Genomic DNA, 12,842 nt, shown 5'->3' on the forward strand with positions numbered 1-12,842 from the left:
ACCGGAGGACCCCCACATGCGCTCGCACCTGCTCAACGACGCCACCGCGGAGCAGTACCGCCGCTCGGTGACCGAAGGAGTCGAGCGGGTGGCCGCCAAACTCGCCGCCACCGACCGTCCGTTCACCGGCGTCACGGTCGACGCCCTCTCCCCCCGCATCGACGAGATCGACCTCGACCAGCCGCTGCACGACACGGCCGCGGTCCTCGACGAACTGGAGGACGTCTACCTCCGCGACGCGGTCTATTTCCACCACCCCCGCTACCTCGCCCACCTCAACTGCCCGGTCGTCATCCCGGCCGTGCTCGGCGAGGCGGTGCTCTCCGCCGTCAACTCCTCCCTGGACACCTGGGACCAGTCGGCCGGCGGCACGCTCATCGAGCGCAAGCTCATCGACTGGACCTGCGCCCGCATCGGCCTCGGCCCGGCGGCCGACGGCGTGTTCACGTCCGGCGGCACCCAGTCCAACCTCCAGGCGCTGCTGCTGGCCCGCGAGGAGGCCAAGACCGACTCCTTCGCGAAACTCCGCATCTTCGCCTCCGAGGTCAGCCACTTCAGCGTCAAGAAGTCCGCGAAACTGCTCGGCCTCGGCCCGGACGCCGTCGTGTCGATCCCCGTCGACCACGACAAGCGCATGCAGACCGTCGCCCTCGCCCGCGAACTGGAGCGCTGCGCGAAGGACGGCCTCGTCCCCATGGCCGTCGTCGCCACCGGCGGCACCACCGACTTCGGCTCCATCGACCCGCTGCCGGAGATCGCCGGACTGTGCGAGCAGTACGGCGTGTGGATGCACGTGGACGCGGCCTACGGCTGCGGGCTGCTCGCCTCCCTGAAGTACCGGGACCGCATCGACGGCATCGAGCGGGCCGACTCGGTCACCGTGGACTACCACAAGTCCTTCTTCCAGCCGGTGAGTTCGTCCGCCGTCCTGGTCCGGGACGCGGCCACCCTGCGCCACGCCACCTACCACGCGGAGTACCTCAACCCGCGCCGCATGGTGCAGGAACGTATCCCCAATCAGGTGGACAAGTCTCTCCAGACCACCCGTCGCTTCGACGCGCTCAAGCTGTGGATGACGCTGCGCGTGATGGGCGCCGACGGCATCGGCGAGCTCTTCGACGAGGTGTGCGACCTGGCCGCCGAGGGCTGGAAACTGCTCGCCGCCGACCCGCGCTTCGACGTCGTGGTCCAGCCGTCGCTGTCCACGCTGGTCTTCCGCTACATACCGGCGGCCGTCACCGACCCCGCCGAGATCGACCGCGCCAACCTGTACGCCCGCAAGGCCCTGTTCGCCTCCGGCGACGCCGTGGTGGCGGGCACCAAGGTCGCCGGGCGCCACTACCTGAAGTTCACCCTGCTCAACCCCGAGACGACCACGGCCGACATCGCCGCCGTCCTCGACCTGATCGCCGGCCACGCCGAGCAGTACCTGGGAGAGTCCCTTGACCGCGCTTCCTGAAGCCACCATGAAGACCTACGACTTCGTGGGAATCGGCCTCGGCCCCTTCAACCTCGGCCTCGCCTGCCTCACCGAGCCCATCGCCGAGCTGAACGGCGTCTTCCTGGAGTCCAAGCCGGACTTCGAGTGGCACGCCGGCATGTTCCTGGACGGCGCCCACCTCCAGACCCCGTTCATGTCGGACCTGGTCACCCTCGCCGACCCGACGTCCCCGTACTCCTTCCTCAACTACCTGAAGGAGAAGGGCCGGCTCTACTCGTTCTACATCCGGGAGAATTTCTACCCGCTGCGCGTCGAGTACGACGACTACTGCCGCTGGGCCGCGAACAAACTGAGCAGCGTCCGCTTCTCCACCACCGTCACCGAGGTGACGTACGACGAGACGGAGGAGCTGTACGCCGTCGCCACCACCTCCGGCGACACCTACCGCGCCCGCCGCCTCGTCCTCGGCACCGGCACCCCGCCGCACGTCCCGGACGCCTGCCGGGGTCTGGCCGGCGACTTCATCCACAACTCCCGCTACGTGCAGCACCGGGCGGAGCTGGTGAAGAAGAAGTCGATCACGCTGGTCGGCAGCGGCCAGTCCGCCGCCGAGATCTACTACGACCTGCTCGGCGAGATCGACGTCCACGGCTACCAGCTGAACTGGGTGACCCGCTCCCCCCGCTTCTTCCCCCTCGAATACACCAAGCTCACGCTGGAGATGACCTCCCCGGAGTACGTGGACTACTACCACGCGCTTCCCGAGGACACCCGCTACCGCCTCACCGCCGAACAGAAGGGCCTGTTCAAGGGCATCGACGGCGACCTGATCAACGAGATCTTCGACCTGCTCTACCAGAAGAAACTCGGCGGCCCGGTCCCCACCCGTCTGCTCACCAACTCCGCGCTCACCGACGCCCGGTACGCCGACGGCACGTACACGCTGGGCTTCCGCCAGGAGGAGCAGGGCAGCGACTTCGAGGTCGACACCGAGGGCCTGATCCTGGCCACCGGCTACCGGTACACCGAGCCCGAGTTCCTCAAGCCCGTCCGGGACCGGCTGCGCTACGACTCCCGGGGCAACCTGGACGTCGCCCGCAACTACGCCGTCGACGTCACGGGCAACGGCGTGTTCCTGCAGAACGCGGGTGTCCACACGCACAGCATCACCAGTCCCGATCTGGGCATGGGTGCCTATCGCAACAGCTACATCGTCCGAGAGCTGCTCGGCACCGAGTACTACCCGGTCGAGAAGACGATCGCGTTTCAGGAGTTCAGCGCATGACCACCCCCACCACGGCCGCCGGCATCGGCGCCCTCACCCTCCGCCCCCTCGACCCCCTGAAGGACGCGGTACTGCTGCACAGCTGGGTCACGCACCCGAAGTCCGCGTTCTGGATGATGCAGGACGCGAAGCTGGTCGACGTCGAGCGCGCCTACATGGAGATAGCCGCCGACGAGCACCACCACGCCTACCTGGGCCTGCACGACGGCGTCCCCGCCTTCCTGATGGAGAAGTACGACCCCGCCCACCGCGAGCTGACCGGCCTGTACGAGCCCGAGCCGGGCGATGTCGGCATGCACTTCCTGGTCGCCCCCACCGACCGCCCGCTGCACGGCTTCACCCGCGCCGTGATCACCGCCGTGATGGCCGAGCTGTTCGCCGACCCGGCGACCGCCCGCGTCGTCGTCGAGCCGGACGTCGGCAACAAGGCCGTCCACGCCCTGAACGCAGCCGTCGGATTCGTGCCCGAGCGCGAGATCCAGAAGCCGGAGAAGAAGGCGTTGCTGAGCTTCTGCACCCGCGAGCAGTTCGAGAAGGCGGTGTCCGCATGAGCCTCGCCGACACGGTCGCCCACCTGTCCCCCGAGCGCTGGGAGGAGGCCAACCGCCTCCTGGTCCGCAAGGCGCTGGCCGAGTTCACGCACGAGCGGCTGATCACGCCGGAGCGGTCCGCGGACGGCGCGTACGTCGTCCGCTCCGACGACGGCAAGACGGAGTACCGCTTCACCGCCACCGTCCGGGCCCTGGACCACTGGCAGGTGGACGCCGGCTCGATCGCCCGCCACCGCGACGGCACCGAGCTGCCCCTCGCGGCGCTGGACTTCTTCATCGAGCTGAAGGAGTCGCTGGGCCTGAGCGACGAGATCCTGCCGGTCTACCTGGAGGAGATCTCCTCCACCCTCTCCGGCACCTGCTACAAGCTCACCAAGCCGAAGGTCACGTCGGCCGAGCTGGCCCGCGGCGGCTTCCAGGCTGTCGAGACCGGCATGACCGAGGGCCACCCCTGCTTCGTCGCCAACAACGGGCGGCTCGGCTTCGGCATCCACGAGTACCTGTCGTACGCCCCGGAGACCGCGAGCCCCGTCCGGCTGGTGTGGCTGGCCGCGCACCGCTCGCGGGCGGCGTTCACGGCCGGCGTCGGCATCGAGTACGAGTCCTTCGTGCGCGACGAGCTGGGCGAGGCGACCGTCGACCGGTTCCACGGCGTCCTGCGCGAGCGCGGCCTGGACCCGGCCGACTACCTCTTCATCCCGGTCCACCCCTGGCAGTGGTGGAACAAGCTGACCGTCACCTTCGCCGCCGAGGTGGCCCGCGGGCACCTGGTCTGCCTCGGCGAGGGCGACGACGAGTACCTGGCCCAGCAGTCCATCCGCACCTTCTTCAACACCAGCCACCCCGAGAAGCACTACGTGAAGACGGCCCTGTCCGTCCTCAACATGGGCTTCATGCGCGGCCTGTCGGCGGCGTACATGGAGGCCACGCCGGCCATCAACGACTGGCTGGCGCAGCTCATCGAGGGCGACCCGGTGCTGAAGTCGACGGGGCTGTCCATCATCCGGGAGCAGGCGGCCGTCGGCTACCGGCACCTGGAGTACGAGCAGGCCACCGACCGCTACTCGCCGTACCGCAAGATGCTGGCGGCGCTGTGGCGGGAGAGCCCCGTCCCGGCCCTCCAGGACGGCGAGACGCTCGCCACGATGGCCTCCCTCGTCCACGTCGACCACGAGGGCGCGTCCTTCGCGGGCGCGCTGATCGAGCGCTCCGGCCTCACGCCCACCGAGTGGCTGCGCCACTACCTGCGGGCCTACTTCGTCCCGCTGCTGCACAGCTTCTACGCCTACGACCTGGTCTACATGCCGCACGGCGAGAACGTGATCCTGGTCCTGGAGGACGGCGTGGTGCGGCGCGCGATCTACAAGGACATCGCCGAGGAGATCGCGGTGATGGACCCGGACGCGGTACTGCCGCCGGACGTCTCCCGCATCGCCGTCGAGGTCCCCGAGGACAAGAAGCTCCTGTCGATCTTCACGGACGTCTTCGACTGCTTCTTCCGCTTCCTCGCCGCGAACCTGGCGGAGGAGGGGATCGTCGAGGAGGACGGGTTCTGGCGGACGGTCGCGGAGGTCACCCGCGAGTACCAGGAGTCGGTGCCGGAGCTGGCCGACAAGTTCGCCCAGTACGACATGTTCGCGCCCGAGTTCGCGCTGTCCTGCCTCAACCGGCTCCAGCTGCGCGACAACAAGCAGATGGTGGACCTCGCCGACCCGTCCGGCGCGCTCCAGCTCATCGGCAGCCTGAAGAACCCCATCGCGGGCCGGTAGCCCCATCGCGGGCCTGAAGGCGAAGGCCCCCACGGACGGGCGGGCATCTCGGAGACGGTCCTCCGGGGTGCCCGTCGGGCGTCGGTGGAACAATCCCCGCATGGCGGAAATCATCCAGAAGGACGGAACGTGGGTCTTCGACGGCGACACCCTGCGGCTGACCCCCGGACGGGACAAGAACGTCAGCCTGCTCCGCAAGGAACTGGGTGAACTGCTCGTCCCCCTGGCGGCGTTGGCGGGCATATCGTTCGAGCAGGGCAAGAAGTCGGGGCGGCTGCGGCTGCGGCTGCGGGACGGCGCCGACCCGCTCCTCCAGGCATCCGGCGGCAGGCTGACCGAGCCGCACGACCCCTACCAGCTGACCGTGGAGCCCGACCGGTACGGCGTCGCCGAGTACGTCGTGGACGAGGTGCGCAACGCCCTGCTGCTGGACCAGGTCCCGTCCGGCCCGGTGGACGCGTACCTGCTGGCGGGGCCGTCCGTCCCGCTGTCGGTGTCCGCCGGGGACGGCGTCGCGAGCTTCGACGGCGAGCGGGTGCGCCTGGAGTGGAAGTGGCAGGCGGAGGACGCCAAGTCGGCCGCCGGTCCGCGCACCCTCCCCCTCGCCGACATCGTGGCGGTGGAGTGGCAGCCGACGGTCGGCCTGGAGAACGGTCACCTCCGCTTCACCGTGCGGGCGGCGCCGAGCAAGGTGCCGCCGAAGTACGACCCGAACGCGGTGGAGCTGTGGGGTTTCAAGCGGGACCCGCTGATGGCCCTGGTGGCGGCGGCCGTGCAGGCCAGGCTCCCGCATCCGTCCGCGCCGGCCGCCCTGGAGGACGCCCGGCCGGCCGAACAGGCACCCGCATCGGCGCCCGCCGCCGAGGACGACCACGACGCGCTGCTGCGGCGGCTGCGCGAGCTGGGCGACCTGCACCGCTCGGGGGTGCTGACCGACGAGGAGTTCACCCTGGCCAAGCAGGCGGTGCTGAAGCGGATGTAATCCCGACCCGCGACAGCTTGCCCGATATCGGGCAGGATTGTTGCGCAACTGCTTCCCGTACCCCAGGATCTACCGGGTGCACGACGAACTCGTTGATCATCTGACGCGGTCCACCCCCCTCAACCGGGGCGAGGCACTGCGCGTGATCCAGGACGTGCTCGCCTACTTCGACGAGACGACCGAGGAATTCGTCCGTCGCCGCCACCGCGAGCTCCAGGCCCAGGGCCAGGTGAACGCGACGATCTTCGAGCGGATCGAGGCGGAACTGAAGTACCGCGCGGTGGCTCCGCCGGAGCTGTCGCTCCGTCAGCTGCGCCGCATCGTCTACGGCTGAGAAGCCGTCGCCCACGGCTGGGAAGCCGGAGAGAGACACGAGGTCTACGTATACATGTGCGGAATCGTCGGATACATCGGCAAGCGTGACGTCGCGCCCCTGCTCCTGGAGGGCCTCCAGCGCCTGGAGTACCGCGGCTACGACTCGGCGGGCATCGTCGTCACGTCCCCGAAGGCGGCCGGCCTGAAGATGGTCAAGGCCAAGGGCCGGGTCCGCGACCTGGAGGCCAAGGTCCCGGCGCGCTTCAAGGGCACCACCGGCATCGCCCACACCCGCTGGGCCACCCACGGCGCCCCCTCCGACGTGAACGCCCACCCGCACATGTCGGCCGACAACAAGGTCGCAGTCGTCCACAACGGCATCATCGACAACGCCGCCGACCTGCGCCGCAAGCTGGAGGCGGACGGCGTCGAGTTCCTCTCCGAGACCGACACCGAGGTCCTGGTCCACCTCATCGCCCGTTCCGAGGCGGAGAAGCTGGAGGACAAGGTCCGCGAGACGCTCCGGGTGATCGAGGGCACGTACGGCATCGCCGTGATGCACGCCGACTTCCCCGAGCGCATCGTCGTCGCCCGCAACGGCTCGCCGGTCGTCCTCGGCATCGGCGAGAAGGAGATGTTCGTCGCCTCGGACATCGCCGCGCTGGTCACCCACACCCGCCAGATAGTCACCCTCGACGACGGCGAGATGGCCACCCTCAAGGCCGACGACTTCCGCACGTACACCACCGAGGGCACCCGGACCACCTCCGAGCCGACCACCGTGGAGTGGGAGGCCGCCTCCTACGACATGGGCGGCCACGACACCTACATGCACAAGGAGATCCACGAGCAGGCCGAGGCCGTGGACCGCGTGCTGCGCGGCCGGATCGACGACCGCTTCTCCACCGTGCACCTCGGCGGCCTCAACCTGGACGCCCGCGACGCGCGTGCCGTGCGCCGCGTGAAGATCCTCGGCTGCGGCACCTCGTACCACGCGGGCCAGATCGGCGCCCAGATGATCGAGGAGCTGGCCCGCATCCCCGCGGACGCCGAGCCCGCCTCCGAGTTCCGCTACCGCAACGCGGTCGTCGACCCCGACACCCTGTACATCGCCGTCTCCCAGTCCGGTGAGACGTACGACGTGCTCGCCGCCGTGCAGGAGCTCAAGCGCAAGGGCGCCCGCGTCCTCGGCATCGTCAACGTGGTCGGTTCCGCGATCGCGCGCGAGGCCGACGGCGGCATGTACGTGCACGCCGGCCCCGAGGTCTGCGTGGTGTCGACCAAGTGCTTCACCAACACCTGCGTCGCTTTCGCGCTGCTCGCCCTGCACCTGGGCCGCACCCGCGACCTCTCGGTCCGCGACGGCAAGCGGATCATCGAGGGCCTGCGCAAGCTGCCCGCGCAGATCGCCGAGATGCTGGAGCAGGAGGAGGACATCAAGAAGCTGGCCGCGCAGTACGCCGACGCCCGCTCGATGCTCTTCATCGGCCGCGTCCGGGGCTACCCGGTCGCCCGCGAGGCCTCCCTGAAGCTCAAGGAGGTCTCCTACATCCACGCCGAGGCCTACCCGGCCTCCGAGCTGAAGCACGGCCCGCTCGCCCTGATCGAGCCGGCCCTGCCGACGGTCGCGATCGTGCCGGACGACGACCTGCTGGAGAAGAACCGCGCCGCGATGGAGGAGATCAAGGCCCGCAGCGGCCAGATCCTCGCCGTGGCCCACCAGGAGCAGGAGAAGGCCGACCACACGATCGTCGTCCCGAAGAACGAGGACGAGCTGGACCCGATCCTGATGGGCATCCCCCTCCAGCTCCTCGCCTACCACACGGCCCTGGCCCTGGGCAGGGACATCGACAAGCCCCGCAACCTCGCCAAGTCGGTGACGGTGGAATAGATCTCTAGGGGCGCGACGCGCCTGTACAGGCAGAACAAACGGAAACGGCCCCCCACGTACGCCACCAATCACGTGGGGGGCCGCCCCGTCGCCGGGGAGCCGCCCAACCCCCCGGCCTGCGGCAGCTAAACCGTCACACCCCGCCCCGCAGCGCGCCGCGAGACACTCGTGGGCCAGTGGGCCACGACCGCCGTCGCCGCGTACCAGGCCACCGCCCCCGCCACGACGGCGAACCACCCGCCCGCCTTGCCCAGTACCTCGCTGTCGGCGAACGCACCGAGGGCGAGCAGCAGCAGGGAGACGGCGAACAGCCCGTACACGCCCTGCCCGAGCGTGTCGCCGCCGGCGAACGTGAGGGAGAGGGCGACGAGGGCGAACAGCAGCAGGAAGAGTCCCGCCGCGTTGGCGGAGACCTGGCCGCCGGCTGAGACGGCCCAGGTGAACCAGAGCGCGCCGAGCACGGTGAAGGCGGTGCCGGAGGCGTTGTCCCGCTCGCGCAGCGCCAGCAGCCCGGCGACGAAGAGCGCGACACCGCCGACGTACTGGGCGACGGTCACGGCGTCCGCCGCCGTCACGCCGTCGATCACACCGGTGTGACCGATGCCGAAGGCCAGCAGGGTGATGCCGAGCGCGAGTCGGCCGACGATCGTGGTGGTGGTGCTTCCCGCGGAGACGTCGTTGTCCACGGCGGGCTCCCTTCATGCATGTGCGATTGTGCGGTGACCGGTATATGCCCTTCACAAGGGCACAAACACCTCTACGCGTCGGTAGGTTCACGCAGCATGACGAAGAGGGAAGCCCGGTGGCGGGCGGTCGCTACGGGATGACGACGACGGGCCGCTGCGCCCGCTTGGCGAGCCGGCCGGCGACGGAGCCGAAGAGGCGGCCCACCAGTCCGTGACTGGAACCGACGACGATGGCGTCCGCCTCGTACTCCCGGCCCACCTCTTCGAGTTCGTGGCAGATGTCGCCGCCGCGCTCGACCAGGATCCAGGGCACCTCGGTGAGATAGTCCGCGCACGCCAGCTCCAGCCCCAGCACCTCGGTGCGGTGGTCCGGTACGTCCACGAAGACGGGAGGTTCGCAGCCCGCCCACACCGTGGTCGGCAGGCGGTTGGCGACGTGCACGATGACCAGGCCCGAGCCGAGCCGGCGTGCCATGCCGATCGCGTACGCGAGGGCGCGCTCACTGGAGGTGGAGCCGTCGAAGCCGACGACGACACCGTGCTTGAAGGCTGGGTCGCACGACTGGCGTGGCTCTTCGGCCGCCAGGGGCTCGGCCGCCGTCGGTTCGGCGACGGGCCGCTTGCGGTCCGCGGGTTCGAAGAATTCGTGACCGGCCATGGCTGTCTCGGCGTTTTTATCCTCTATGGGGGACAACAGTGTGCGACGGAGCTGCGTCCGGCGTGTGTGCGGTGTGTGTCCGGGAATGGTCTTCCCAACCCCATACCCCCAAGGGTACGGCGGCACGCCTCCTTCGCCCAGATCCCGCGCAGGGTCCGCCGCGGGGTTCACCGGAGCATGCACGAGGGGGCGCCCGTAACGCAATGGTTGCTGCGTTGTACAGGCGGTTTGCACGGGATTCAACTGTCCGTGACCGGTCGTGACCGACGCGCCGCCCGGGCGTTGATCTTCTTGCCGCCAGCCCGAGGAGCACGGAGCACCGATGTCCGGACCGCACCAGCACGCCCAGCCGCCGTCCGGTGCGTCCGGGGCCGGTCCGGCCGCACCGGCCCGCGACGGCGTCACCGAGCTCGTCCGCTGGGCGGCCTTCAGCGTCGTCCTGGTCCCCGTCGTCCTCCTCTATTACGGCACCTCGCTCGCCGGGACCGCCGGAACGGCCCTGGGCCTGGCCGCCGTCACCGGCGTCTGCCGCCTGCTGCTGCGCCGCTCCGAGCGCCTCGCGGGCCGTTCGCCCGGCGCACAGCACGCGGCGCCGGCCGGGCGCCGGCACCGGGCCGGCTCGCCACTTCACAGGGGCGGACGGCACACTGGGGAAAACACACCGGTCGACTGACCGGTTTCCGCGCACGCGCCCGTATCTTTTCGGCCAACTTCTCCGGGTGGCTCATCCCTGGCCTCCACCACCCCCAAACCCCCGTTCCACCTGCACGGAAAGGGTCTGGCGGGGCCCGCGCACCCTACGGGGATTGGCCACCGCGACAAGGCGCACTTCCCTGGGGCGCCCCGGAGTGCAACGCTTCGTGATCGACTGCTTCACGCCAAGTTGCCATGTCGACAATGTCCCAAGTGCCGAACCGGCCACCTCGGTGTGACGGGACACAGTAGATTCGATCTTGACTGTCTACGGCGGGGGACTCGTGCAGGACCGAGGGGAAACGTGTTGGAGCGACAGACCCGAAAGGATCAGGGCGCCGCGACCACCGAGGGGGGCTTAGCAGTTATGAGCCACGACACCGCTGCCGCGCCGGAAACCGCGGCCCGGAAGCTCTCCGGGCGACGCCGCAAGGAGATCGTCGCGGTGCTGCTGTTCAGTGGCGGCCCCATCTTCGAGAGTTCCATACCGCTGTCGGTGTTCGGGATCGACCGCCAGGACGCCGGCGTGCCGCGCTACCGCCTGCTGGTGTGTGCCGGCGAGGACGGCCCGCTGCGGACCACGGGAGGCCTGGAACTCACCGCGCCGCAGGGCCTGGAGGCGATCTCACGCGCGGGCACGGTCGTCGTGCCCGCCTGGCGGTCGATCACCTCTCCGCCACCGGAGGACGCGCTCGACGCCCTGCGCCGCGCGCACGAGGAGGGCGCCCGCATAGTCGGGCTGTGCACCGGCGCCTTCGTACTGGCGGCGGCGGGCCTGCTCGACGGCCGCCCCGCGACCACCCACTGGATGTACGCGCCGACCCTGGCCAAGCGCTATCCGTCGGTGCACGTCGATCCCCGCGAACTGTTCGTGGACGACGGCGACGTGCTGACGTCGGCGGGTACCGCGGCCGGCATCGACCTGTGCCTGCACATCGTGCGCACGGACCACGGCAACGAGGCGGCCGGCGCGCTGGCCCGCCGCCTGGTGGTCCCGCCGCGCCGCTCGGGCGGCCAGGAGCGCTACCTCGACAGGTCTTTACCGGAGGAGATCGGCGCCGACCCGCTCGCCGAGGTCGTCGCCTGGGCGCTGGAGCACCTGCACGAGCAGTTCGACGTGGAGACGCTGGCGGCCCGCGCCTACATGAGCCGCCGCACCTTCGACCGCCGGTTCCGCTCCCTGACGGGCAGCGCCCCGCTCCAGTGGCTGATCACCCAGCGGGTCCTCCAGGCGCAGCGCCTCCTGGAGACGTCCGACTACTCGGTGGACGAGGTCGCGGGCCGCTGCGGCTTCCGGTCGCCGGTGGCGCTGCGCGGCCACTTCCGCCGCCAGCTGGGTTCGTCGCCGGCCGCCTACCGTGCCGCGTACCGGGCCCGCCGTCCCCAGGGCGACCGTGCGATGGACCCGGAGTCGGCCGGTGGCCCACGGACCGGCGCACCGCTGGAGCCGGCCCCGCTGCCGGCGGACAACGCGGTCCCGTTCCAGTCCCGCCGCACGGCGGCACCACTGCCGGCCGCGGCGGCGAGCCTGCCGGGGCAGCGCAGCGCACCGTGAACCCGTGAACGCCGGGCGGGCACATTCAGCCCGTCCGGCGTTTGAGGACGAGGCCCGTTCGGGGCTGAAGCGGGGGACCGGAAAACAGGCACCCCCCGTAAAGTGGCCGCATGAACGATCGCATGGTGTGGATCGACTGCGAGATGACCGGCCTCTCGCTGTCCGACGACGCGCTCATCGAGGTTGCCGCCCTCGTCACCGACTCCGAGCTGAACGTCCTCGGCGAGGGCGTCGACATCGTCGTACGTCCGCCGGAGCGGGCCCTGGAGACGATGCCGGAGGTGGTGCGTCAGATGCACACCGCGTCCGGCCTGCTCGCCGAGCTCGACGGCGGCACGACGCTCGCCGACGCCGAGGCGCAGGTCCTGGCGTACGTGAGGGAGCACGTGAAGGAGCCCGGCAAGGCCCCGCTGTGCGGCAACTCCGTCGGCACCGACCGCGGCTTCCTGCTGCGGGACATGCCCACGCTGGAGGACTACCTCCACTACCGCATCGTCGACGTGTCCTCCATCAAGGAGCTGGCCCGCCGCTGGTACCCGCGGGCGTACTTCAACAGCCCCGAGAAGAACGGCAACCACCGCGCGCTCGCCGACATCCGCGAGTCCATCGCCGAGCTGCGCTACTACCGGGAGGCCGTCTTCGTACCGCAGCCCGGCCCCGACACCGACACCACGAGGAAGATCGCCGCCAAGCACGTCCTGCCCGCCGGCTAGGACGCGCGGCGCCGGAAAAGGCGTGCGCGAGCACCCCTTCGGACCCTGTACACTTTTTCTCAGCCGGTCGGGAAAACCCGCCTCGCGGGATTCCAGTACCGGCCTTGGTGGGTGTAGCTCAGTTGGTAGAGCACCTGGTTGTGGTCCAGGTGGCCGCGGGTTCAAGTCCCGTCACTCACCCTGAATGATCAAGGGCTGACCTGATAACGGGTCGGCCCTTGATCGCGTTCCAAGGCCTTCGGGAACAGTTCACCCAGTACGAGGGCCCGCACACGCTTGGGCTCCCTGATGGAACGATCAGGG

The 12,842-nt window shown here is 69.9% G+C and carries 12 protein-coding genes and 1 tRNA gene; 11 read left to right on the forward strand and 2 right to left on the reverse strand.

The features are described 5' to 3' along the window. Window positions 1-16: 16 nt before the first annotated feature. From desA to glmS, 7 genes are all read left to right on the forward strand, one after another. Entirely contained in the window at window positions 17-1,459 is a 1,443-nt protein-coding gene (gene desA / locus AMK11_RS04765) for a lysine decarboxylase DesA (RefSeq protein WP_073723302.1), read from the forward strand. Next, window positions 1,443-2,726 (forward strand): lysine N(6)-hydroxylase/L-ornithine N(5)-oxygenase family protein, encoded by a 1,284-nt coding sequence (locus tag AMK11_RS04770; protein ID WP_073723304.1) that lies wholly within the window; start codon window positions 1,443-1,445, stop codon window positions 2,724-2,726. The genes desA and AMK11_RS04770 overlap by 17 nt, the downstream gene beginning before the upstream one ends. Continuing rightward, a complete protein-coding gene (locus AMK11_RS04775) occupies window positions 2,723-3,277 on the forward strand; it encodes a GNAT family N-acetyltransferase (protein WP_073723306.1) in 555 nt (184 codons plus the stop codon). The genes AMK11_RS04770 and AMK11_RS04775 overlap by 4 nt, the downstream gene beginning before the upstream one ends. Beyond that, window positions 3,274-5,046 carry an IucA/IucC family protein gene (locus tag AMK11_RS04780; protein ID WP_073723308.1) on the forward strand — a complete coding sequence of 591 codons (1,773 nt, stop codon included), beginning with the start codon at window positions 3,274-3,276 and terminating at the stop codon, window positions 5,044-5,046. Before AMK11_RS04775 ends, AMK11_RS04780 begins: the two co-directional genes overlap by 4 nt. A 100-nt stretch (window positions 5,047-5,146) precedes the next feature. Beyond that, window positions 5,147-6,028: a DUF4429 domain-containing protein gene (locus AMK11_RS04785; RefSeq protein WP_073723310.1), complete on the forward strand. Its 882-nt coding sequence runs from the start codon at window positions 5,147-5,149 to the stop codon at window positions 6,026-6,028. Between the two features lie 76 nt (window positions 6,029-6,104). Continuing rightward, the gene (locus tag AMK11_RS04790) at window positions 6,105-6,362 is read left to right on the forward strand and encodes a hypothetical protein (protein WP_073723312.1); all 258 of its coding nucleotides are present in this window, start codon (window positions 6,105-6,107) and stop codon (window positions 6,360-6,362) included. Window positions 6,363-6,416: 54 nt separating this feature from the next. Further along, window positions 6,417-8,234, forward strand: a complete 1,818-nt coding sequence (glmS, locus tag AMK11_RS04795; protein WP_073723314.1) for a glutamine--fructose-6-phosphate transaminase (isomerizing) — start codon at window positions 6,417-6,419, stop codon at window positions 8,232-8,234. Between the two features lie 125 nt (window positions 8,235-8,359). Here the strand turns inward: glmS and AMK11_RS04800 are convergent, their stop codons facing one another. Continuing rightward, complete coding sequence (locus tag AMK11_RS04800; RefSeq protein WP_073723316.1) at window positions 8,360-8,920, reverse strand: GPR1/FUN34/YaaH family transporter; 561 nt, start codon at window positions 8,918-8,920, stop codon at window positions 8,360-8,362. Between the two features lie 130 nt (window positions 8,921-9,050). Beyond that, the gene (locus AMK11_RS04805) at window positions 9,051-9,578 is read right to left on the reverse strand and encodes a universal stress protein (protein WP_073723318.1); all 528 of its coding nucleotides are present in this window, start codon (window positions 9,576-9,578) and stop codon (window positions 9,051-9,053) included. Between the two features lie 322 nt (window positions 9,579-9,900). Between AMK11_RS04805 and AMK11_RS04810 the strand changes: the two genes are divergently transcribed. The 4 genes from AMK11_RS04810 to AMK11_RS04825 all read left to right on the forward strand — a co-directional run bounded on the left by AMK11_RS04810 (window position 9,901) and on the right by AMK11_RS04825 (window position 12,719). After that, window positions 9,901-10,251: a hypothetical protein gene (locus tag AMK11_RS04810; RefSeq protein WP_073723320.1), complete on the forward strand. Its 351-nt coding sequence runs from the start codon at window positions 9,901-9,903 to the stop codon at window positions 10,249-10,251. A gap of 387 nt (window positions 10,252-10,638) precedes the next feature. Beyond that, window positions 10,639-11,826, forward strand: coding sequence for a helix-turn-helix domain-containing protein (locus tag AMK11_RS04815; RefSeq protein ID WP_073723322.1), 1,188 nt, complete (start codon window positions 10,639-10,641; stop codon window positions 11,824-11,826). Window positions 11,827-11,936: 110 nt separating this feature from the next. Beyond that, window positions 11,937-12,539, forward strand: coding sequence for an oligoribonuclease (gene orn, locus AMK11_RS04820; RefSeq protein WP_073723324.1), 603 nt, complete (start codon window positions 11,937-11,939; stop codon window positions 12,537-12,539). Between the two features lie 107 nt (window positions 12,540-12,646). Continuing rightward, window positions 12,647-12,719: transfer RNA gene (locus AMK11_RS04825), tRNA-His, on the forward strand. The last annotated feature ends 123 nt before the right edge of the window (window positions 12,720-12,842 follow it).

It is taken from the genome of Streptomyces sp. CB02414 (assembly GCF_001905385.1).
In the GTDB taxonomy this organism is placed as follows: domain Bacteria; phylum Actinomycetota; class Actinomycetes; order Streptomycetales; family Streptomycetaceae; genus Streptomyces.